At 71.1% G+C, this 20,544-nt stretch carries 20 protein-coding genes; 16 read left to right on the top strand and 4 right to left on the bottom strand.

The window, feature by feature from the left end; genetic code table 11:
- Positions 1–42 precede the first annotated feature (42 nt).
- Positions 43–606, top strand: a complete 564-nt coding sequence (locus tag ACFC0D_RS15450; RefSeq protein WP_376435310.1) for an ATP-binding protein — start codon at positions 43–45, stop codon at positions 604–606.
- On the opposite strand, the gene idi is transcribed toward ACFC0D_RS15450, so the two are convergent.
- The 4 genes from idi to ACFC0D_RS15430 all read right to left on the bottom strand — a co-directional run bounded on the left by idi (position 572) and on the right by ACFC0D_RS15430 (position 4,316).
- Positions 572–1,180 carry an isopentenyl-diphosphate Delta-isomerase gene (idi, locus tag ACFC0D_RS15445; protein WP_376435130.1) on the bottom strand — a complete coding sequence of 203 codons (609 nt, stop codon included), beginning with the start codon at positions 1,178–1,180 and terminating at the stop codon, positions 572–574. The two genes, ACFC0D_RS15450 and idi, sit on opposite strands and share 35 nt — an antisense overlap.
- A 143-nt stretch (positions 1,181–1,323) precedes the next feature.
- Positions 1,324–2,571: a GNAT family N-acetyltransferase gene (locus tag ACFC0D_RS15440; RefSeq protein WP_376435128.1), complete on the bottom strand. Its 1,248-nt coding sequence runs from the start codon at positions 2,569–2,571 to the stop codon at positions 1,324–1,326.
- Between the two features lie 204 nt (positions 2,572–2,775).
- The gene (locus ACFC0D_RS15435; RefSeq protein ID WP_376435125.1) at positions 2,776–3,717 is read right to left on the bottom strand and encodes a cation diffusion facilitator family transporter; all 942 of its coding nucleotides are present in this window, start codon (positions 3,715–3,717) and stop codon (positions 2,776–2,778) included.
- 392 nt (positions 3,718–4,109) lie between these two features.
- Positions 4,110–4,316 carry a hypothetical protein gene (locus ACFC0D_RS15430; RefSeq protein WP_376435122.1) on the bottom strand — a complete coding sequence of 69 codons (207 nt, stop codon included), beginning with the start codon at positions 4,314–4,316 and terminating at the stop codon, positions 4,110–4,112.
- 45 nt (positions 4,317–4,361) lie between these two features.
- On the opposite strand from ACFC0D_RS15430, the gene ACFC0D_RS15425 reads away from it, so the two are divergent.
- The 15 genes from ACFC0D_RS15425 (at position 4,362) to hpnH (ending at position 20,451) form a co-directional block, all read left to right on the top strand.
- Positions 4,362–5,954, top strand: coding sequence for a DUF5941 domain-containing protein (locus ACFC0D_RS15425; protein ID WP_376435120.1), 1,593 nt, complete (start codon positions 4,362–4,364; stop codon positions 5,952–5,954).
- On the top strand, positions 5,951–6,688 hold the full coding sequence (locus ACFC0D_RS15420; protein WP_376435118.1) for a sugar phosphate nucleotidyltransferase: 738 nt from the start codon (positions 5,951–5,953) through the stop codon (positions 6,686–6,688). The genes ACFC0D_RS15425 and ACFC0D_RS15420 overlap by 4 nt, the downstream gene beginning before the upstream one ends.
- Entirely contained in the window at positions 6,676–7,737 is a 1,062-nt protein-coding gene (locus ACFC0D_RS15415) for an iron-containing alcohol dehydrogenase family protein (protein WP_376435115.1), read from the top strand. The genes ACFC0D_RS15420 and ACFC0D_RS15415 overlap by 13 nt, the downstream gene beginning before the upstream one ends.
- Positions 7,715–8,494: a CDP-alcohol phosphatidyltransferase family protein gene (locus ACFC0D_RS15410; protein ID WP_376435113.1), complete on the top strand. Its 780-nt coding sequence runs from the start codon at positions 7,715–7,717 to the stop codon at positions 8,492–8,494. Before ACFC0D_RS15415 ends, ACFC0D_RS15410 begins: the two co-directional genes overlap by 23 nt.
- A 20-nt stretch (positions 8,495–8,514) precedes the next feature.
- On the top strand, positions 8,515–9,393 hold the full coding sequence (locus ACFC0D_RS15405; RefSeq protein ID WP_376435307.1) for a glycosyltransferase family 2 protein: 879 nt from the start codon (positions 8,515–8,517) through the stop codon (positions 9,391–9,393).
- A gap of 49 nt (positions 9,394–9,442) precedes the next feature.
- Positions 9,443–10,372: an ABC transporter permease gene (locus ACFC0D_RS15400; protein ID WP_376435111.1), complete on the top strand. Its 930-nt coding sequence runs from the start codon at positions 9,443–9,445 to the stop codon at positions 10,370–10,372.
- On the top strand, positions 10,365–11,150 hold the full coding sequence (locus ACFC0D_RS15395; protein WP_376435108.1) for an ABC transporter ATP-binding protein: 786 nt from the start codon (positions 10,365–10,367) through the stop codon (positions 11,148–11,150). Before ACFC0D_RS15400 ends, ACFC0D_RS15395 begins: the two co-directional genes overlap by 8 nt.
- A gap of 117 nt (positions 11,151–11,267) precedes the next feature.
- Entirely contained in the window at positions 11,268–11,921 is a 654-nt protein-coding gene (locus ACFC0D_RS15390) for a TetR/AcrR family transcriptional regulator (protein WP_376435106.1), read from the top strand.
- Between the two features lie 315 nt (positions 11,922–12,236).
- Positions 12,237–13,154 (top strand): squalene synthase HpnC, encoded by a 918-nt coding sequence (hpnC, locus tag ACFC0D_RS15385; protein WP_376435104.1) that lies wholly within the window; start codon positions 12,237–12,239, stop codon positions 13,152–13,154.
- Complete coding sequence (gene hpnD, locus ACFC0D_RS15380) at positions 13,151–14,101, top strand: presqualene diphosphate synthase HpnD (RefSeq protein ID WP_376435102.1); 951 nt, start codon at positions 13,151–13,153, stop codon at positions 14,099–14,101. The genes hpnC and hpnD overlap by 4 nt, the downstream gene beginning before the upstream one ends.
- Before the next feature lie 82 nt (positions 14,102–14,183).
- Positions 14,184–15,578 (top strand): hydroxysqualene dehydroxylase HpnE, encoded by a 1,395-nt coding sequence (gene hpnE, locus ACFC0D_RS15375; protein WP_376435100.1) that lies wholly within the window; start codon positions 14,184–14,186, stop codon positions 15,576–15,578.
- On the top strand, positions 15,575–16,675 hold the full coding sequence (locus tag ACFC0D_RS15370; RefSeq protein ID WP_376435098.1) for a polyprenyl synthetase family protein: 1,101 nt from the start codon (positions 15,575–15,577) through the stop codon (positions 16,673–16,675). Before hpnE ends, ACFC0D_RS15370 begins: the two co-directional genes overlap by 4 nt.
- A gap of 107 nt (positions 16,676–16,782) precedes the next feature.
- Entirely contained in the window at positions 16,783–18,765 is a 1,983-nt protein-coding gene (gene shc, locus ACFC0D_RS15365; protein ID WP_376435096.1) for a squalene--hopene cyclase, read from the top strand.
- A complete protein-coding gene (locus ACFC0D_RS15360) occupies positions 18,765–19,421 on the top strand; it encodes a 1-hydroxy-2-methyl-2-butenyl 4-diphosphate reductase (protein ID WP_376435095.1) in 657 nt (218 codons plus the stop codon). The genes shc and ACFC0D_RS15360 overlap by 1 nt, the downstream gene beginning before the upstream one ends.
- Positions 19,422–19,428: 7 nt before the next feature.
- A complete protein-coding gene (gene hpnH, locus ACFC0D_RS15355) occupies positions 19,429–20,451 on the top strand; it encodes an adenosyl-hopene transferase HpnH (protein ID WP_329113667.1) in 1,023 nt (340 codons plus the stop codon).
- The last annotated feature ends 93 nt before the right edge of the window (positions 20,452–20,544 follow it).

The following is a 20,544-nucleotide window of genomic DNA, read 5'->3' as shown; positions in this document are numbered from 1 at the left end:
GATCCCGTGGCGACAATCGAGCACGAGGGTGGGAGCCGGACTATGGAGAGCCGGGGGAGCGTCCCCGCACGGCCACCGTCCTACGAAGGGGTCTGGCGCTTCACCGCTCCCGCGGTCGACGTCTCCGTTCCGCAGGCCCGGCACGCCGTTCGGGACCTGCTGATCCGTCAAGGGGTACCGGTCCACGACGACACGGTCCAGGGTCTGCTCCTGATCGTTTCGGAGCTGGTCACCAACGCCGTCAAACACGCGGCGCTGCTCTCCCCCGAAGTGGCGGTGGAGGTGGCGATCGGCGCGGAGTGGATCCGGGTGTCCGTCGAGGACAACCATCCGTACCGCCCCAAGGCGCTGGAGGCGGACTACGGGCAGACCGGCGGCCGCGGGCTGCTCCTGGTCAGGGAGATCGCGCTGGAGTCCGGCGGGGCGTGCGACGTGGAGCACACCGCGAACGGCGGCAAGATCATCTGGGCCGCCCTGCCCCTGGCGCCGCACGTGCCGGGGCCCGACACAGCGCAGGGAATCGGATCCCGGGCGCCCGCGCCGGCGCCCGGAACTCCGATCCTGCCCGGGATCACCAGCCCCCGGACGGACCCGTCAGCTCCCTGACGGCCGGACGCGCCGCGTCCAGGACCGTCATGAACCAGGCGGAGAACGGCACGGTCGCGTGCCGCTTCGCCAGCTCCTCCGCCGTCACGAAGGCGGTCTCCTCGACCTCCTCCGGGTCCGGCCGCAGATCGGCCTGCACCATGCCGACGAAGAGGTGGTTGTACTCCTGCTCCACCAGGCCCGACGCCGGGTCCGGGTGGTTGTAGCGGACGGTGCCGGCCTCGGCGAGCAGCGAGGGCGAGATGCCCAACTCCTCGTACGTGCGCCGGGCGGCGGCCGCGAACGGCGCCTCGCCCGGGTACGGGTGGCCGCAGCAGGTGTTCGACCAGACACCGGGGGAGTGGTACTTGCCCAGCGCGCGGCGCTGGAGCAGCAGCCGGCCGGACTCGTCGAACAGGAAGACGGAGAAGGCGCGGTGCAGCTGCCCGGGCGCCTGGTGTGCGGCGAGCTTCTCGGCCGTACCGATGGTGGTGCCGTCCTCGTCGACCAGCTCGAGCATGATCGACGCCGGGACGCCGCCCGAAGAGACGCCGTTCGGCGAGCTGTGTGCCGCGGTGGCTGGTGTGGTCGGCATACCCATCCTTCGCTTCGATCCTCGGCCCTGTGGGGCATCCTCAGTCTGCCGCACAAAACCGGCTTGTCCGTACTTCGGAGGCCGGACATGGCCCGCTCCCACCACACCGGAGTACACCCGGTGCGGCAGGAGCGGGCGACGCGTCAGACGCCGAAGGCCGTCGGATAATGGATCATCCCCCGGGCGACCGGGGCGGAACCGTCGAGGACCAGGGCCATCATGGCTTCGTCCGGTACCTCGAAACCTGGCTTGATCCCGTATTCGGACGCCCGTGCGAAGCCGAATCGTGGGTAGTACTCCGGGTGACCGAGCACCAGCACGAGCCGCTCCCCTTGCAGCCGTGCCGCGTCGAGCACGGCCCGGACCACGGCCTCTCCGACACCCTGCCGCTGGTACGCCGGATCGACGGCGACCGGAGCGAGCGCGGCCGCCGGAGCGCCGTCGACGTGGCAGCGGGTGACGAGCGCGTATCCCGCCACCGTGCCGTCGGACGCCTCGGCGACGTACGAGAGGCCGGGCAGCCAGGCGCCGGAGTCCTCCCGCAGGGCGTCGACCAGCGCGGCCTCGTCCGCGGTGGCGAAGGCGGACGCGTTGATCTCCCGTACGCGCGGAATGTCGCCGGCCGTCTCCTCCCGCGTACGCCACCGGGGATCGGAGGGCCGCAGGACGAAGCCGGTGTAGCCGTACTCGCCGCCGTGGTCACGGCGCATGGCGAGCTCCGCGCGGGTCGAGACGAGAGCCTCGGTCATGCCGGGAGCCGCCGGGTCGGCGGCATCGGCCCGCGCGGAGAGTGGGCCGTAGTACTCGTCCCAGTCGCTCTCGGGCTGGGGGACGACCCCGAGGACGTGATAGCCGGCCAGGGCCGCCGCCGCGGTGTTCGCGGAGGTGGTACGGAGCGGACAGTGCATGTCCCAGAAGGCGCGGGCCTCCTGGCTCGGTTCGTCCACCGTCCACTCGCACTCGGTGAGGACGAGGGTTCCGCCGGGAGCAAGGAGGCGGCGCCACTCGCGCAGCGCGGTGTCGAAGCCGATGGCGTAGGCCGAGCTCTCGGCCCAGACCAGATCGAAGGATCCGTCGGGGAACGGGAGCGCACCCATGTCGGCGGCGAGCGTACGGACGGAGTCGCCGAGCCCGCGCGCGTCGGCGCTCTGTCGCAGCTCGTCGAGGAAGGGCTCGTGCAGGTCCACGGCGGTCACCTCGGCGCCGGCCTCGGCGGCCAGGAGCAGCGCGGAGCGGCCGGGGCCGCAGCCGAGATCGAGCACGCGGGGCCGCTCGGGGAGCGGTCCCGCGAGCGCGAGCAGGCGACGGGTGGTGGAGTCGGAGCCCGGACCCTGCCGCGGAAGACCGTGGTGCAGGGCGAAGAAGGCGGTGTGCAGATCGTTGTCGGACAACGTGGGAAACCCTTGTGTGAGAGGGCCCCGGCCGACGACGTGACGAACCGGTTCGGAAGAACCGGGAGATCAGGTCAGCCGGTGACCCGGGAGCTGAAGCCGGACCGGGCGCTGCCGCACTGGGCAGCCTCCATCGCGACGGTCATCAACCTCAGCTCCTCTCTCACCTCACGTTTGCCGATCAACGGTAGCAGGCACCGGGAGTCACAGACAGAGCTTGGCCTCGTGCTCGGCGTGACCGGCGGGCTCCAGCTGGAAGGTGCAGTGCTCCACGTCGAAATGGGAACCCAGGCAGCCCTGGAGATCGTGCAGCATCTTCTCGTGGCCCACCGCGTCCAGCGCGGCCTGGTCCACTACCACGTGCGCGGAGAGCACCGGCATCCCGGAGGTGATCGTCCAGGCGTGCAGGTCGTGGACGTCCTCGACACCCGGCAGCGCCAGGATGTGCGCGCGTACCTCGGCCATGTCGACGCCCTTGGGGGCGGACTCCAGGAGCACGTCGAGGGTCTCGCGGAGCAGCTTGACCGTGCGCGGCACGATCATCAGGCCGATCAGGATCGAGGCGATCGGGTCGGCGTACTGCCAGCCGGTCGCGAGGATGATCGTCGCGGAGATCAGGACCGTCACCGAGCCGAGGGCGTCGGCGAGCACCTCCAGATAGGCGCCGCGTACGTTCAGGCTCTCCTTCTGGCCGCGGACGAGCAGTGAGAGCGAGATCATGTTGGCGACCAGACCGATCAGCGCGAACGCGATGGCCAGACCGCCCCTGGTCTCGGCCGGCTCGATGAACCGCTGGATCGCCTCGTAGAGCACGAAGCCGCCGACGCCGAGCAGCAGCAGACAGTTGGCCAGCGCGGCCAGGATCTCGGCCCGGGCGAAGCCGAAAGTGCGGTTCTCCGTGGGCGGCCGGTTGGCGAAGTGGATCGCGAGCAGAGCCATCGCCAGGCCGACCGCGTCGGTCGCCATGTGCGCCGCGTCGGCGATCAGTGCCAGCGAGTTCGCGACGATGCCGCCGACGATCTCGATCACCATCACGGACAGTGTGATCCCCAGCGCGATCCGCAGCCGGCCCCGGTAGGCCGCGGCCGCGGTCCCCGTGGGCGGCGGTCCGCCGTGGCTGTGTCCGTGGTCGTGTCCAGCCCCCATGACAAGGCCTCCCGGTCGTGTCGTCAGTGATCCCGTCGGTCCCCGATTCGCAAGTGAACTACGGGTGGGGGGTATGTGCAACACGGTACTGAACACCGTTGTCATATCGTCTGACCTGCGATTATGTGTGCAGCTCAAGGTGGGGTGCGACAGTCGCTCCAGGTGCCCGTGGAGCACGGTTTGTGGGGCGGGGTGTCGATCGCCCATGATGATCTCCGCAGGACGGGGCGCGCTCGCGAGGATTCGAGTGGGCCCGGGGGAGTCCGCACCGCAAAGCCTCGATGAACTCCCGCTTTCGTTCATCCGATAGCCTCAGCCGACGTGCTGCCGCCCGATGCCGGGCCGTACCGCCGTGCCCGGGGCCGTGTCATGGGCCCCGCCGGCCCCGCCCGTCAGCTCCAAGGAGTGAGTTCGTCCTGTCGACCGCCATCCTCACCGGTCCGCCGGTACCCGGATCGTCGCTCGACGGCGATCTCCGGTCGCTGGGCTTCGACGTCAAGGTCGCATCCGACCCACGTGACGCCGGCGCACTGCTCGCCGCCGTACCGGCCGACGAGCGGGTCGCCGTCGTCGACCCCCGCTTCGTCGGACACCTCCACGCGCTGCGGCTGGGCCTCACCGACCCCCGCTTCCCCGCCTCCGCCGTGCCCGGCGCGCTCACCACGCAGAGCGAGGCCCGACCGGCCCTCGCCCGCGCGCTGACCGACGTGTCCGCGCCCGTTCCGGGTGCCGACCACGGGCCCGTCGTCGCCGAGGGCGAGGTGCTGCCCGACACCCTCGCCGCGGCGCTCGACGCCGACGGCGTCGCCGTGCACCGCCCCGAGCTCGGCTCGCTCGTGGCCGCCGTACCGGCCGACGCGGAGAGCCGGCACACCGCCCGCGGCGCCGTCGCGGACGTCGACGACGAGGCCGTACGACTCCGCTCCGCGGTGAAGGCCCACGACGGCTTCTTCACCACCTTCTTCATCAGCCCGTACTCGCGCTACATCGCCCGCTGGTGCGCGCGGCGCGGACTGACCCCCAACCAGGTCACCACCGCCTCGCTGCTCACGGCGCTGATCGCGGCCGGCTGCGCCGCCACGGGCGAGCGCGGCGGCTACATCGCCGCGGGCGTCCTGCTCCTGGTCTCCTTCGTCCTGGACTGCACCGACGGGCAGCTCGCCCGCTACTCGCTGCAGTACTCGACGATGGGCGCCTGGCTGGACGCCACCTTCGACCGCGCCAAGGAGTACGCCTTCTACGCCGGCCTCGCCCTCGGGGCCGCGCGGAACGGCGACGACGTGTGGGCGCTCGCGCTGGGCGCGATGGTCCTGATGACCTGCCGCCATGTCGTGGACTTCTCGTTCAACGAGGCCAACCACGACGCCACGGCCAATACGAGCCCCACCGCGGCCCTCTCCAGCCGGCTGGACAGCGTCGGCTGGACCGTCTGGGTCCGCCGGATGATCATCCTGCCGATCGGCGAGCGCTGGGCCATGATCGCGGTCCTCACCGCCGTCACCACCCCGCGGATCGTCTTCTGGGCGCTGATCATCGGCTGCGCCTTCGGCGCCTGCTACACCACCGCAGGCCGGGTGCTGCGCTCGCTGACCCGCAAGGCGAAGCGGACGGACCGGGCCGCGCAGGCCCTCGCGGACCTGGCGGACTCCGGGCCGCTCGCCCAGCTCCTTGCGGCGAGCCGGCCGAACATCAAGGGCGCCTGGGTCCCGCCCGTGGTCGCCGCCGTCGGCGCGGTCGCCCTGCTGACCGCGGCCGCCACCCGCGACTTCGGCAGCGCCCAGGTGGTCGTCGCGGCCGTGTTCTATGTCATCTGTTCGGCCATCGCCGTCGCGCACCCCCTCAAGGGCGCGCTCGACTGGCTCGTGCCGCCCGTCTTCCGGGCCGCCGAGTACGGCACCGTCCTGATCCTCGCGGCCCGCTCCGAGGTGAACGGGGCCTTGCCCGCGGCCTACGGACTGGTGGCCGCCGTCGCCTACCATCACTACGACACGGTGTACCGCATCCGCGGCGGCACCGGCGCGCCGCCCACGTGGCTGGTGCGCACCATCGGCGGTCACGAGGGCCGCACGTTGCTGGTGACCGTCCTCGCCGCCCTGCTGGCGAGCCGTGGCAACGACTTCACCCTGGCGCTCACCGCCCTGGCGGTCACCGTCGCGCTCGTGGTGCTCGTGGAGTCCATCCGTTTCTGGGTGTCCTCCGGAGCACCCGCCGTACATGACGAAGGAGAAACAGCATGATTGGCCTCGTACTGGCAGCCGGTGCCGGAAGGCGTCTGCGCCCCTACACCGACACGCTTCCGAAGGCCCTCGTGCCTGTCGACGGTGACACCACTGTCCTCGACCTGACGCTGAAGAACTTCGCGGAGGTCGGCCTCACCGAGGTCGCCATCGTCGTCGGCTACCGCAAGGAGGCCGTGTACGAGCGCAAGGCGGCCCTGGAGGCCACGTACGGCGTCTCGATCACGCTGATCGACAACGACAAGGCCGAGGAGTGGAACAACGCCTACTCCCTGTGGTGCGCCCGTGACGTCCTCAAGCGCGGTGTGATCCTCGCCAACGGCGACACCGTCCACCCCGTCTCGGTCGAGAAGACGCTGCTCGCCGCCCGCGGCGACGGCCAGAAGATCATCCTCGCCCTCGACTCGGTGAAGAACCTCGCCGACGAGGAGATGAAGGTCATCACCGCCGAGGGCAAGGGCGTCCAGAAGATCACCAAGCTGATGGACCCGGCCACCGCCACGGGCGAGTACATCGGTGTCACCCTCATCGAGCCCGAGGCCGCCGAGGCCCTCGCCGACGCCCTCAAGGCCACCTTCGAGCGCGACCCCGACCTCTACTACGAGGACGGCTACCAGAAGCTCGTCGACGACGGCTTCACCATCGACGTGGCTCCCATCGGCGACGTCAAGTGGGTCGAGATCGACAACCACGACGACCTCGCGAAGGGCCGTGACATCGCGTGCCAGTACTGACCCGGCTGATCCCCTCGCCGGTCGTCGTCGACATCCGCCGGGGAGCGCTGGACGATCTCGCCAGCCTCCTGGCGGACCAGCGGATCTCCAGCAACGGCCGGATCGCCGTGGCGATCAGCGGCGGCTCGGGGCTGAAGCTGCGTGAGCAGTTCGCTCCCGAGCTGCCCGGCGCCGACTGGTACCCGGTCGACGGCGGCACCATCGACGCGGCGGTCAAGCTCGCCGACGCCATGCGCGGCAAGCGGTACGACGCTGTGGTGGCCCTCGGCGGCGGCAAGATCATCGATGTGACCAAGTACGCGGCGGCCCGGGTCGGCCTGCCGCTGGTCGCCATCGCCACGAACCTGTCGCACGACGGCATCTGCTCGCCGGTCTCCACCCTGGACAACGACAACGGACGCGGCTCCTACGGTGTGCCGACCCCGATCGCGCTGGTCATCGACCTCGACGTGATCCGGGACGCCCCGGTGCGCTTCGTCCGCTCCGGCATCGGCGACGCGATCTCCAACCTGTCCGCCATCGCGGACTGGGAGCTCTCGCACCGCGAGACGGGCGAGCCGGTCGACGGCCTGGCCGCGGCCATGGCCCGCAGCGCCGGCGAGGCCGTGCTCCGCCACCCCGGCGGCGTCGGCGACGACGACTTCCTCGTCACGCTCTCCGAAGGCCTGGTGATGTCCGGCATCGCCATGTCGATCAGCGGTGACACCCGCCCGTCCTCGGGCGCATGCCACGAGATCAGCCACGCCTTCGACCTGCTCTTCCCCCAGCGCGCGGCCAGCCACGGCGAGCAGTGCGGCCTGGGCGCGGCGTTCGCGATGCACCTGCGCGGTGCCACGGACGGCTCGCTCGGCATGGTCGAGACGCTGCGCCGGCACGGCCTGCCCGTGACGCCCGGCGAGATGGGCTTCAGCGTCGACGAGTTCGTCGAGGCCGTCACCTTCGCGCCGCAGACCCGTCCCGGCCGCTACACCATCCTCGAGCACCTCGACCTGTCCACCGACCAGATCAGGGACGCGTACGCCGACTATGCCAAAGCCATCGGTAGCTGAGCTCCGCCCGGTCGTTCACCCCGCGGGTGTGAAGGACCGGCGGAGCGGCGAACACTGGGCGGGCCGCCTGTACATGCGGGAGATCTCGCTGCGGATCACCCGGCACCTGGTGAAGACCCGGATCACGCCGAACCAGCTCACGTACGTGATGACGCTCGCGGGCGTCCTCGCCGCCCCGGCGCTGCTGATCCCGGGGATCTGGGGCGCCGTGCTCGGTGTGGTCATGGTCCAGCTCTATCTGCTGCTCGACTGCGTCGACGGCGAGGTGGCCCGCTGGAAGCAGCAGTTCTCGCTGGGCGGCGTGTACCTCGACCGGGTCGGCGCCTACCTGTGCGACGCGGCGGTCCTCGTCGGCCTCGGACTGCGCGCAGCCGACCTGTGGGGCTCCGGGCGGATCGACTGGCTGTGGGCCTTCCTCGGCACCCTCGCCGCCCTCGGCGCCATCCTGATCAAGGCCGAGACCGACCTGGTCGGCGTCGCCCGGCACCAGGGCGGGCTGCCGCCGGTCAAGGAGGCGGCTTCCGAGCCGCGTTCGTCCGGCATGGCGCTGGCCCGCAGGGCCGCCGCGGCGCTGAAGTTCCACCGGCTGGTCCTCGGCATCGAGGCCTCCCTGCTGATCCTGGTCCTCGCGATCGTGGACTCGGTCAGGGACGACCTGTTCTTTACGCGGCTGGGTGTCGCCGTACTGGCCGGCATCGCGCTCCTGCAGACGCTGCTGCACCTGGTGTCGATCCTGGCGTCGAGCCGGCTGAAGTGAGGACAAGCGTGAGTACGCCGATGAAGCTGGGCGCCGTCATCATCACCATGGGCAACCGCCCCGACGATCTGCGCGCGCTCCTCGACTCGGTCGCCAAGCAGGAGGGCGACCCGGTCGAGGTCGTCGTGGTCGGCAACGGCGCCCCCGTGACGGGTGTGCCCGACGGCGTCCACACCATCGACCTGCCCGAGAACCTGGGCATCCCCGGTGGCCGCAACGTCGGCATCGCGGCCTTCGGGCCCGGCGGCCCCTGCGGGCCCGTCGACGCACTGCTCTTCCTGGACGACGACGGTCTGCTCGCCCACGAGGACACCGCCGAACTGGTCCGCCAGGCGTTCACCGCCGATCCCCGGCTGGGCATCATCAGCTTCCGGATCGCGGACCCCGAGACGGGCCTCACCCAGCGTCGGCACGTCCCGCGGCTGCGCGCGGCCGACCCGATGCGGTCCTCGCGCGTGACCACGTTCCTCGGCGGCGCCAACGCGGTCCGTACGAAGGTCCTCACCGAAGTCGGCGATCTGCCGAGCGAATTCTTCTACGCCCACGAGGAGACCGATCTCGCCTGGCGGGCTCTCGACGCCGACTGGATGATCGACTACCGTTCCGACATGGTGCTGCTGCACCCCACCACACCTCCCTCCCGGCACGCGTCCTACCACTTCAACGTGGCCCGCAACCGGGTGTGGCTGGCTCGGCGCAATCTCCCCGCACCCCTCGTTCCGGTCTATCTCGGTGTCTGGCTGCTGCTGACTCTGGCGCGGCGCCCCTCCCTCCCCGCCCTCAAGGCGTGGATCGGCGGATTCCGGGAAGGCTGGGCCGTTCCCTGCGGACCGCGACGGCCCATGAAATGGCGTACGGTGTGGCGGCTGACCCGACTGGGACGCCCGCCCGTCGTGTGACAACGTGGTACCCGACTTGCCGCGCATCTGGATACGAAAGTTTCGACTTGTGAGTGACACAACCCACGACGGTGCGGTCGCGACGAGCGCCCCGCCCTCTGCCGATGACGGCCTGACCCCGGCCGAACTGGCGGCCAAGTACGGTCTCGCGGTCAGTGGTGCCCGGCCCGGCATCTTCGAGTACGTCCGTCAGCTGTGGGGGCGGCGCCACTTCATCCTGGCCTTCTCCCAGGCGAAGCTGACGGCGCAGTACAGCCAGGCGAAGCTCGGCCAGCTGTGGCAGGTGGCGACCCCCCTGCTCAACGCGATGGTCTACTACCTGATCTTCGGCCTGATCCTGGACGCCGGGCAGGGCATGACGACCTCGGTCTACATCCCCTTCCTGGTGACCGGGATCTTCGTGTTCACCTTCACGCAGAGCTCGGTGATGGCGGGCGTGCGGGCGATCTCCGGCAACCTCGGACTCGTCCGGGCGCTGCACTTCCCGCGTGCCACGCTGCCCATCTCCTTCGCGCTCCAGCAGCTCCAGCAGCTGCTGTTCTCCATGATCGTGCTGGCGGCCGTCGCCATCGCCTTCGGCAGCTACCCGTCGCTGAGCTGGCTCCTCCTGGTTCCGGCCCTGCTTCTGCAGTTCGTGTTCAATGTCGGGCTCGCCATGATCATGGCGAGGATGGGTGCCAAGACGCCCGACCTCGCCCAGCTGATGCCGTTCATCATGCGGACCTGGATGTACGCCTCCGGCGTGATGTTCTCGATCCCGGTGATGCTCGCGGACAAGCCGGCCTGGATCGCCGACGTCCTCATGTACAACCCGGCGGCCATCTACATGGACCTGATCCGGTTCGCCCTGATCGACGGCTACGGCGCCGGCAACCTGCCGTCGCACGTCTGGATGGCCGCGCTGGGCTGGGCCGTGGCGATGGGTCTCGGCGGTTTCGTCTACTTCTGGAAGGCAGAAGAGAGGTACGGCCGTGGCTGACACCGACCAGGGACGCGTTCCCACCGTCATCGCCGACGAGGTCCACATCGTCTACCGGGTCAACACCGGTGGCGGAGGCAAGGGCAGCGCCACGGCGGCGCTCAGCCGGATCCTCGGCCGTGGCAAGGCCGAGGTCTCCCGGGGCGTCCGCAAGGTGCACGCCGTACGAGGCGTCTCCTTCACCGCCTACCGGGGCGAGGCCATCGGCGTCATCGGCAGCAACGGCTCCGGCAAGTCGACCCTGCTGCGCGCCATCGCGGGGCTGCTCCCCACGGAGAGCGGCAAGGTCTACACCGACGGCCAGCCCTCGCTCCTCGGCGTCAACGCGGCGCTGATGAACGACCTGACCGGCGAGCGCAACGTGATACTCGGCGGCCTTGCCATGGGAATGAGCAAGGACGAGATCCGCGAGCGCTACCAGGGCATCGTCGACTTCTCGGGCATCAACGAGAAGGGCGACTTCATCAGCCTCCCGATGCGTACGTACTCCTCCGGCATGGGCGCCCGGCTCCGCTTCGCCATCGCGGCAGCCAAGAACCACGACGTGCTCATGATCGACGAGGCGCTCGCGACCGGCGACCGCCGGTTCCAGATCCGCTCCGAGGAGCGCATCCGCGAGCTCCGCAAGGAGGCCGGCACGGTCTTCCTGGTCAGTCACAGCAACAAGTCGATCAGGGACACCTGTGACCGCGTGCTGTGGCTGGAGAAGGGCGAGCTCCTCATGGACGGCCCCACGGACGAGGTCATCAAGGCGTACGAGCGCGAGACGGGGAAGTAGTCCCACCATCGCGTCGCGGGGCCCCTGCCGGACCGGCGGGGGCCTTCGCGTTCTCCCCGGCGCGTCGCGCCCCCCGCCTGGAATGTTCATGCGGTCAACATCGGGCAGGATGAGCGCATGGCAGCGATCTCGGGGGGAAAGTCCTACCACCACGGCGATCTGCGCAACGCGCTGATCTGCGCCGCCGTCGACCTGGCCACCGAAGGCGGCCCCGACCGCGTCGTCCTGCGGGAGGCGGCCCGCCGGGTCGGCGTCTCGCCCACCGCCGCCTACCGGCACTTCGACGGGCGCGGAGAGCTCCTCGGCGCCGTCAAGATCCACGCCCAGCGCGCGCTCGCGGAGTCCATGGAACGGGCCGCCGACCGGGCCCCCGGGGCCGATGACGCCACCGTCGCCGCCGAGCTGCGCCTCGCAGCCCTCGGCCGCGGCTATGTGGGCTTCGCCCTGGATCAGCCCGGCCTCTACCGGGCGGCGTTCTGCACCCCTCGGCCGCCCTGCGGCGAGGAGTGGGCGCCGGTCGGGCGGCCACCCGAGCCCGAACCCGAGATGCGGGCGTTCACGCTGCTCACGGACGCACTGAGGGCCCTCGCCCGGGTGGGCCGCATCCCGCGGCAGGCCCGCCCCGCCGCGGAGGCCGCCGCGTGGTCGGCCGTTCACGGACTGTCACTTCTGCTGCTCGACGGCCCGTTGCGCCGCCTCCCGGAACGGCGCCGCGCGGACGTCGTCGAGTCCACTCTCGCCATGGTCGTCTCCGGCGCCCGAGCGGACTGAACGTCACGAATCCGTGAACTGCCGTGCCGCGCAGGAAGGTTGGCGCGGCCGGTGATGTTTTCGCAAAGCGGCGCGCACCCCGACGAGGCGGCGGGCGTTGTACAACGTAAGCTGTACCGGTGCTGATTCGTGGCAAGTGGGGCGATACCCCCTAGGCATCCCGGCCGTCGGGCGGCGAGCCCTCTGGGGAGGCCCGGTGGCGTGTCCGAAATAGGATGGATTGGATCGGCAGTGTAGAACAGGAGATGTGACGGCCATGACGCAAAATCTCCAGCTCCACGAGGGTGTCGCCGTCCCCGCGTCGGGCAGCCCCCAGTGACGCAAAACCGGCAGGTGCGCCCCGATGCCTCCTCGCGCACCACGCTCGACAAGGCCGCGGACGAGAACTTCCCCGTGGCCCCCTTCTTCCTGCCGCGCGCCTGGCGCGGCGACCTCATGGCCGTCTACGGCTATGCCCGTCTCGTCGACGACATCGGCGACGGCGATCTCGCACCCGGCGGAGCCGACGCCCGCCATCTCGGCGTCGCCCCCGAGCGGGCCGAGGACCGGATCGCGATGCTGGACGCCTTCGAGGCCGATCTGCTGCGGGTCTTCGACGCCGTTCCGCGCCACCCCCTGCTGCGGGCGCTCCAGCCGACCGTGCGCCGCTGCGGCCTGACCCCCGAGCCCTTCCTGGGCCTGATCCAGGCCAACCGCCAGGACCAGCTGGTACGTCGTTACGAGACCTACGACGACCTCCTCGCGTACTGCGAACTCTCCGCGAACCCCGTCGGCCGGCTCGTCCTCGGGATCACCGGCACCGCCACCCCCGAGCGCATCCGCCTCTCCGACGACATCTGTACCGCGTTGCAGATCGTCGAGCACCTCCAGGACGTCGCCGAGGACCTCGGCCGCGACCGGATCTACCTGCCCGCCGAGGACATGAAGGCCTTCCACGTCACCGAGGCCGACCTCGCCCAGCCCACCGCCGGAGCGTCGGTCCGGGCACTGATCGCCTTCGAGGCGCAGCGCGCCCGCGAGCTGCTCGACGACGGCATCCCGCTGGTGGCAAGCGTCCACGGCAGGCTGCGCCTGCTGCTCGCCGGTTTCACGGCCGGCGGACTCGCCGCCCTCGACGCCATCGCCGCCGCCGGTGGCGGGTACGACGTACTGCCGAAGTCGCCCAAGCCCACCAAGCCGAGTCTGATGCGCGAAGCGGGAGCGGTCCTGCTCAGAGCGCGGAGAGAGGGGTGAGCCGGACCGTGGAAGGACAGACGGAGACGTCGGCGCCGGTACAGGCCGCGTACAGCTACTGCGAGGCCGTCACCGGACAGCAGGCCCGCAACTTCGCCTACGGCATCCGACTGCTGCCGACGGAGAAGCGGCAGGCCATGTCGGCGCTGTACGCGTTCTCGCGACGGGTCGACGACATCGGCGACGGCGGCCTCGCGCCCGAGGCGAAGCGGGACCGGCTCGAATCCACCCGCGCGCTCCTGGAGCGGATCCGCAAGGACGAGGTCGACGACGACGACACCGACCCCGTCGCGGTGGCCCTCGCCGACGCCTCCCGCCGCTTCCCGATCCCGCTCGGCGGCCTCGACGAGCTCATCGACGGGGTCCTGATGGACGTGCGCGGCGAGACGTACGAGACCTGGGACGACCTCAAGGTCTACTGCCGCTGCGTCGCCGGTGCCATCGGGCGGCTCTCCCTCGGCGTCTTCGGTACCCAGCCGGGCGCGCAGGGAGTGGAGAGGGCCCCCGAGTACGCCGACACCCTCGGGCTTGCCCTGCAGCTCACCAACATCCTCCGCGACGTCCGCGAGGACGCCGGGAACGGGCGCACCTACCTGCCCGCCGACGACCTGGCCAAGTTCGGCTGCGGTGACGGCTTCGTGAGCGAGACCCCGCCCGAGGGGGCCGACTTCACCGGCCTGGTGCACTTCGAGGTCCGGCGCGCCCGCGCCCTGTTCGCCGAGGGCTACCGGCTCCTCCCCATGCTCGACCGGCGCAGCGGCGCCTGCGTCGCCGCCATGGCCGGGATCTACCGGCGCCTGCTCGACCGGATCGAGCGCGACCCCGAGGCGGTGCTGCGCGGTCGTGTCTCGCTGCCCGGCCGCGAGAAGGCGTACGTCGCGGTGCGCGGCCTCTCCGGCCTGGACACCCGCCACATCTCCCGACGGACCATCAGGAGGCGCGCGTGATGCGTGTCCACGAGCCGGGGCACCGGGCAACCCGGCGCCGCACGGCGGCGTCCCTGACTGCGACGGCCGGAAGGGGGAGCGTATGACCACCGACGACTCCGGGCCGCAGGCACCGCACGCCGTCGTGGTCGGCGGCGGCCTCGCCGGGATCACCGCCGCGCTCCAGCTCGCCGACGCCGGGCTCCGTGTGACGCTGCTCGAAGGCCGGCCGCGGCTCGGCGGTCTCGCGTTCTCCTTCCGCCGCGGCGAGCTCACCGTCGACAACGGGCAGCACGTCTATCTGCGCTGCTGCACCGCCTACCGCTGGTTCCTCGACCGCGTCGAGGGCGCCCGCCTCGCGCCCCTCCAGGACCGGCTGGACGTGCCCGTTCTCGACGTCGCCCACCCCCGCGGCCCCCGCCTCGGCCGGCTGCGCCGTACCGCCCTGCCCGTACCGCTGCACCTCGCCAGGAGCCTGGCGACCTATCCGCACCTCTCCCTCGTCGAGCGCGCGAGCGTCGGCCGCGCCGCGCTGGCGCTCAAGGCGCTCGACCCCGCCGACCCGGCCCTCGACGGAATCGACTTCGCCACGTGGCTCGGCCGCCACGGCCAGTCCCCGCGTGCTGTCGAGGCCCTGTGGGACCTGGTCGGCGTCGCCACCCTCAACGCCACCGCGCCGCACGCCTCCATGGGCCTGGCCGCCATGGTCTTCAAGACCGGCCTGCTCTCCGAGCCGGGCGCGGCCGACATCGGCTGGGCGCACGTGCCCCTCGGTGAGCTCCACGACACCCTCGCCCGCAAGGCCCTCGACTCCCTCGGCGTACGCACCGAACTGCGGATCAAGGCCGAGCGGATCTCCCGTACCGACGACGGCCGGTGGAGCGTCGAGGTGCCGGGGGAGACCATCGAGGCCGACACCGTCGTGCTCGCCGTGCCGCAGCGCGAGACCCGGGAACTGCTGCCCGAGGGCGCCCTCGACGATCCCGACCGGCTTCTCGACATCGGCACCGCGCCCATCCTCAACGTGCATGTCGTCTACGACCGCAAGGTGCTCAAGCAGCCGTTCTTCACCGCGCTCGGATCCCCGGTGCAGTGGGTCTTCGACCGCACCGACTCCTCCGGCCTCAAGGGCGGCGGCCAGTATCTGGCCGTCTCCCAGTCCGCCGCGCAGAGCGAGATCGACGAGCCGGTCTCCGTGCTCCGCGAGCGCTACCTCCCGGAGCTGGAGCGGCTGCTGCCCGCCGCCCGCGGTGCCGGGATCCGGGACTTCTTCGTCACCCGGGAGCGGACTGCGACGTTCGCCCCCACCCCGGGCGTCGGCCGGCTCCGCCCCGGCGCCCGCACCCACGCCCCCGGCCTGTACCTGGCCGGCGCGTGGACCGCCACCGGCTGGCCCGCGACCATGGAGGGCGCCGTTCGCAGCGGCTTCAGCGCAGCGGGCGCCGCGCTCTCCGCCCTCGGCCGCCGCCATGAACATCCGCTGCAGGAGGCGGTATGAGTGTGAGTACTGGAACAAGAGGAGAGACCGTGCCGACTGTGCCCCCGGTGAAACCGGCCGTCGACACCGCGGACGTGACCGCTCTGCTGGAGCGGGGGCGGACCCTGTCCACCCCCGTCCTGCGGGCGGCCGTCGACCGGCTCGCACCGCCCATGGACACCGTGGCCGCCTACCACTTCGGCTGGATCGACGCGCAGGGCAACCCCACCGAGGGGGACAGCGGCAAGGCCGTCCGGCCCGCGCTCGCCCTGCTGTCCGCCGAGGCGGCGGGCGTCGCTCCCGAGGTCGGCGTCCCCGGCGCGGTCGCCGTGGAGCTCGTCCACAATTTCTCGCTGCTGCACGACGACCTGATGGACGGCGACGAGCAGCGCCGCCACCGCGACACCGTGTGGAAGGTGCACGGCCCCGCGCAGGCCATCCTGGTCGGCGACGCCCTGTTCGCCCTGGCCAACGAGATCCTGCTGGAGCTCGGCACGGTGGAGGCCGGCCGGGCGACCCGCCGGCTCACCACCGCGAGCCGCAAGCTCATCGACGGTCAGGCCCAGGACATCTCCTACGAGCACCGCGAGCGGGTCACCGTCGAGGAGTGCCTGGAGATGGAGGGCAACAAGACCGGCGCCCTGCTCGCCTGCGCGGTCTCCATCGGTGCGGTCCTCGGCGGCGCCGACGACCGCACGGCGGACAAGCTGGAGGAGTACGGCTACCACCTCGGCCTCGCCTTCCAGGCCGTCGACGACCTGCTCGGCATCTGGGGCGACCCCGAGGCCACCGGCAAGCAGACCTGGAGCGATCTGCGTCAGCGGAAGAAGTCCCTCCCCGTCGTCGCCGCTCTCGCGGCCGGCGGACCGGCGTCCGAGAAGCTCGGCGAACTGCTCGCCGCCGACGCCAAGAGCACCGACTTCGACTCCTTCTCCGAGGAGGAGTTCGCCACCCGCGCGGCCCTCATCGAGGAGGCCGGCGGCCGTGAGTGGACCTCCGAGGAGGCCCGCCGCCAGCACACCATCGCCATCCAGGCACTGCACGAGGTCGACATGCCCGAGCGGGTAAGGGCGCAGCTCACCGCGCTCGCCGACTTCGTGGTCGTTCGGAAGAGATGATCACCATCACCCTGATATGAGTGCGCAGTCGCCGGCCGGTGCCACCGGGCATCGGCCGACGGCAGACCCGAGGAAGCAGAAGTATTCGACTGCACGAAGGGGAAGCCATGACAGCGACGACCGACGGAAGCGCCGGGGCCGTGGGACCCCGGACGACCGCGGCCAGCGACACCACCGACACCGCGCTCGCGACCGGCCTCGAGGAGGCCGCGAAACGCGCGGCGGAACGCTCCGTCGAGCATCTGCTCGGCCGCCAGGACGCCGAAGGCTGGTGGAAGGGCGACCTGGAGACCAACGTCACCATGGACGCCGAGGACCTCCTGCTGCGCCAGTTCCTCGGGATCCGGGACGAGGAGACCACGCGCGCGGCAGCCCTCTTCATCCGGGGCGAGCAGCGCGAGGACGGCACCTGGGCGACCTTCTACGGGGGGCCCGGTGAGCTCTCCGCCACCATCGAGGCGTATGTGGCGCTGCGCCTCGCCGGGGACCTGCCCGAGGACCCGCACATGGCCCGCGCCTCCGCCTGGATCCGGGACCGGGGCGGGATCGCCGCCGCCCGGGTCTTCACCCGGATCTGGCTCGCCCTCTTCGGCTGGTGGAAGTGGGACGACCTGCCCGAGCTGCCACCCGAGCTGATCTTCCTGCCGAAGTGGTTCCCGCTCAACATCTACGACTTCGGCTGCTGGGCCCGGCAGACCATCGTGCCGCTCACCGTGGTCTCCGCGAAACGGCCCGTACGCCCCGCGCCCTTCCCGCTGGACGAGCTGCACACGGATCCGGCCCGGCCGAATCCGGTGAAGTCGTCGGCCCCCGTGGCCAGTTGGAAAGGTGCCTTCCAGCGGATCGACAAGGCGCTGCACGTCTACCACAAGGTCGCCCCGCGCCGGCTGCGCAAGGCGGCCATGAACGTCGCCGCCCGCTGGATCGTCGAACGCCAGGAGAACGACGGCTGCTGGGGCGGCATCCAGCCCCCGGCCGTCTACTCGGTCATCGCCCTGCATCTGCTCGGCTACGACCTGGAGCACCCCGTCATGCGGGCCGGGCTCGAGTCCCTCGACCGCTTCGCCGTGTGGCGCGAGGACGGCGCGCGCATGATCGAGGCCTGTCAGTCGCCCGTCTGGGACACCTGCCTGGCCACCATCGCCCTCGCCGACGCCGGCCTGCCGGCCGACCATCCGGCGCTGGTGAAGGCCGCCGACTGGATGCTGGGCGAGGAGATCGTCAAGCCCGGCGACTGGGCCGTGCGCAGGCCTGGACTGCCCCCGGGCGGATGGGCCTTCGAGTTCCACAACGACAACTACCCGGACATCGACGACACCGCCGAGGTCATCCTCGCCCTGCGCCGGGTGAAGCACCCCGACCCCGCAGGCGTCGAGGCGGCCATCGCCCGCGGCGCCCGCTGGACCGCCGGGATGCAGTCGAAGAACGGAGCCTGGGCCGCCTTCGACGCGGACAACACCAGCCCCTTCCCCAACCGGCTGCCGTTCTGCGACTTCGGCGAGGTCATCGACCCGCCGTCGGCCGATGTCACCGCCCATGTCGTGGAGATGCTCGCCTACGAGGGCAAGGCCCAGCACCCCCGTACCCGCAGGGGAGTCGAGTGGCTGCTCGCCGAACAGGAGCCGACCGGCGCCTGGTTCGGACGCTGGGGGGTCAACTACGTGTACGGGACGGGCTCGGTGGTCCCCGCGCTCACCGCGGCCGGCCTGCCCCGCTCCCACCCCGCGATCCGCCGCGCCGTCGCCTGGCTGGAGTCCGTACAGAACGAGGACGGCGGCTGGGGCGAGGACCTGCGCTCGTACAAGGAGCGGCCCTGGATCGGGCACGGCACCTCGACCGCCTCGCAGACCGCCTGGGCGCTGCTCGCCCTGCTCGCCGCCGGCGGACGCGACTCCAAGGCCGTGGAGCGCGGCATCGCCTGGCTGGCCGAGGCGCAGCGCGCGGACGGGTCCTGGGACGAGCCGTACTTCACCGGCACCGGCTTCCCCTGGGACTTCTCCATCAACTACCACCTGTACCGGCAGGTGTTCCCGCTCACGGCGCTCGGGCGCTTTGTGAACGGAGAGCCCGCCGTCTCCGGGGAGAGGTGATGGCCGAGGAGCCGGCGCCTTCGTCCGCCACCTCGCCGCCGTTGCTGATCGCGTGCGCGCTCGGCATCGAGCAGCTGGCCCTGCGCAGCGGCGAACGGGGCGGTGCACCCGGCCCGTTCACCGTGGTGCGCACCGGCATGGGCCCGGACCGCGCTCGCCGTGCCGTTTCCCGGGCGCTGGACCGGGAGCCCTGGCGGGACGCCGTCGTCATCGCCTCGGGTTTCTGCGCCGGACTCGCCCCGGGGATGCACCCCGGGGACCTGATCGTCGCCGACGAGACCCGGGGTCCCGACGGAACGACCGCCTGCACCGGGGCGGACCTGCTGGTCAAGGCCCTGACCCGGGCCCTGCCCGGCAGGGCCGTCCACACCGGCCCGCTGACCGGCTCCGGCCATGTCGTGCGCGGCCACGAGCGGGCGGAGCTGCGGGCCACCGGAGCGATCGCGGTGGACATGGAGTCTGCCGCCACGCTCGGCACCGCGCTGGCCGCCGGGCCCCGCCCGGTTGCGGCCGTACGGGTGGTCGTGGACGCTCCAGAACATGAACTGGTCCGGATCGGCACGGTACGCGGTGGAATATCGGCTTTCCGTGTTCTTCGTGCCGTCCTTCCCGCATTCTTCGAATGGCACCGTTCTTTGCTGCTCCCCAGGAGGTGAGCGAGTTATGGCCATGCCGCTCCGTCAGTCCATCCGGGTCGGGACCTATCTCATCGAACAGAAGCTCCGCAAGCGGGACAAGTTCCCTCTGATCGTCGAACTGGAGCCGCTGTTCGCCTGCAACCTCAAGTGCGAGGGCTGCGGAAAGATCCAGCACCCGGCGGGGGTGCTCAAGCAGCGGATGCCGGTCGCGCAGGCCGTCGGCGCGGTCCTGGAGTCCGGGGCGCCGATGGTCTCCATCGCGGGCGGCGAGCCCCTGATGCACCCTCAGATCGACGAGATCGTCCGTCAGTTGGTCGCCAAGAGGAAGTACGTCTTCCTCTGCACCAACGCCATGCTGCTGCGCAAGAAGCTGGAGAACTTCACCCCCTCCCCGTACTTCGCCTTCGCGGTGCACATCGACGGGCTCCGTGAGCGGCACGACGAATCCGTCGCCAAGGAAGGCGTGTTCGACGAGGCGGTGGCGGCGATCAAGGAGGCCAAGCGGCGCGGCTTCCGGGTCACCACCAACTCGACCTTCTTCAACACCGACACCCCGCAGACCATCATCGAGGTGCTCAACTACCTCAACGACGACCTCCAGGTCGACGAGATGATGATCTCGCCCGCGTACGCCTACGAGAAGGCCCCCGACCAGGAGCACTTCCTCGGCGTCGAACAGACCCGGGAGCTGTTCAAGAAGGCCTTCGCCGGCGGCAACCGCGGCCGCTGGCGGCTGAACCACTCGCCGCTCTTCCTGGACTTCCTGGAGGGCAAGGCCGACTTCCCCTGCACCGCGTGGGCGATCCCGAACTACTCGCTCTTCGGCTGGCAGCGCCCCTGCTACCTGATGAGCGACGGCTACGTCCCCACGTACCGGGAGCTGATCGAGGAGACCGACTGGGACAAGTACGGCCGCGGCAAGGATCCGCGCTGCGCCAACTGCATGGCGCACTGCGGATACGAGCCGACCGCCGTCCTCGCCACCATGGGCTCCCTCAAGGAGTCCCTGCGGGCGGCCCGCGAGACCGTCTCCGGCAACCGAGGGTGAGAAGAGGCGCCCGGGGAGCCCTGTCCAGGACTCCCCCTGCGCGCCGCCGGACGCCGGGGGGGCGGGTGGTAGGGGGCCGGGGAGGAAGATTAA

Source organism: Streptomyces sp. NPDC056222, assembly GCF_042264065.1.
In the GTDB taxonomy this organism is placed as follows: Bacteria; Actinomycetota; Actinomycetes; order Streptomycetales; family Streptomycetaceae; genus Streptomyces.
This window is presented reverse-complemented; position numbering and strand designations above follow the sequence as displayed.

Coding starts and splice junctions, on each gene's coding strand:
- ACFC0D_RS15450 (WP_376435310.1), top strand. CDS start 43: ATGGAGAGCCGGGGGAGCGTCCCCGCACGGCCACCGTCCTACGAAGGG.
- ACFC0D_RS15360 (WP_376435095.1), top strand. CDS start 18,765: ATGGCCGAGGAGCCGGCGCCTTCGTCCGCCACCTCGCCGCCGTTGCTG.
- hpnE (WP_376435100.1), top strand. CDS start 14,184: ATGACCACCGACGACTCCGGGCCGCAGGCACCGCACGCCGTCGTGGTC.
- ACFC0D_RS15390 (WP_376435106.1), top strand. CDS start 11,268: ATGGCAGCGATCTCGGGGGGAAAGTCCTACCACCACGGCGATCTGCGC.
- idi (WP_376435130.1), bottom strand. CDS start 1,180: ATGCCGACCACACCAGCCACCGCGGCACACAGCTCGCCGAACGGCGTC.
- ACFC0D_RS15435 (WP_376435125.1), bottom strand. CDS start 3,717: ATGGGGGCTGGACACGACCACGGACACAGCCACGGCGGACCGCCGCCC.
- shc (WP_376435096.1), top strand. CDS start 16,783: ATGACAGCGACGACCGACGGAAGCGCCGGGGCCGTGGGACCCCGGACG.
- ACFC0D_RS15370 (WP_376435098.1), top strand. CDS start 15,575: ATGAGTGTGAGTACTGGAACAAGAGGAGAGACCGTGCCGACTGTGCCC.
- ACFC0D_RS15410 (WP_376435113.1), top strand. CDS start 7,715: ATGCCAAAGCCATCGGTAGCTGAGCTCCGCCCGGTCGTTCACCCCGCG.
- ACFC0D_RS15405 (WP_376435307.1), top strand. CDS start 8,515: ATGAAGCTGGGCGCCGTCATCATCACCATGGGCAACCGCCCCGACGAT.
- ACFC0D_RS15420 (WP_376435118.1), top strand. CDS start 5,951: ATGATTGGCCTCGTACTGGCAGCCGGTGCCGGAAGGCGTCTGCGCCCC.
- hpnH (WP_329113667.1), top strand. CDS start 19,429: ATGGCCATGCCGCTCCGTCAGTCCATCCGGGTCGGGACCTATCTCATC.